The 229-nt window shown below is 34.9% G+C and carries 1 pseudogene; it reads left to right on the top strand.

Going from position 1 to position 229, the window contains the following annotated elements:
- A pseudogene (locus BN338_RS13310) lies at window positions 1–146 on the top strand (tyrosine-type recombinase/integrase); the annotation flags it as partial.
- Between the last annotated feature and the right edge of the window lie 83 nt (window positions 147–229).

Raw genomic sequence — 229 nt, 5'->3', positions numbered from 1 at the left:
CTGCTAATGCTGGTGCTACAGTTTCGCAAATGAAAGCGCTTTTTGGCTGGACAGAAGATAAAATGGCATCCCTTTATACCAAAACAGCAGATAGAAAACGGCTTGCAATAGAAGCCATAAAAAAACTTCAAAAAAGTTCGGGATAGACAGAAAAATAAGTTAATCAAATCAACGGAATCAAAATTCCCTCACCTTTATATAAGCTATTGATTACATATAAATATAACGC

This window comes from Bartonella queenslandensis AUST/NH15, from assembly GCF_000312585.1.
Classification (GTDB): domain Bacteria; phylum Pseudomonadota; class Alphaproteobacteria; order Rhizobiales; family Rhizobiaceae; genus Bartonella; species Bartonella queenslandensis_A.
Note: the sequence above shows the minus strand (reverse complement) of the source record. Positions and strands in the feature narration are given on the sequence as shown.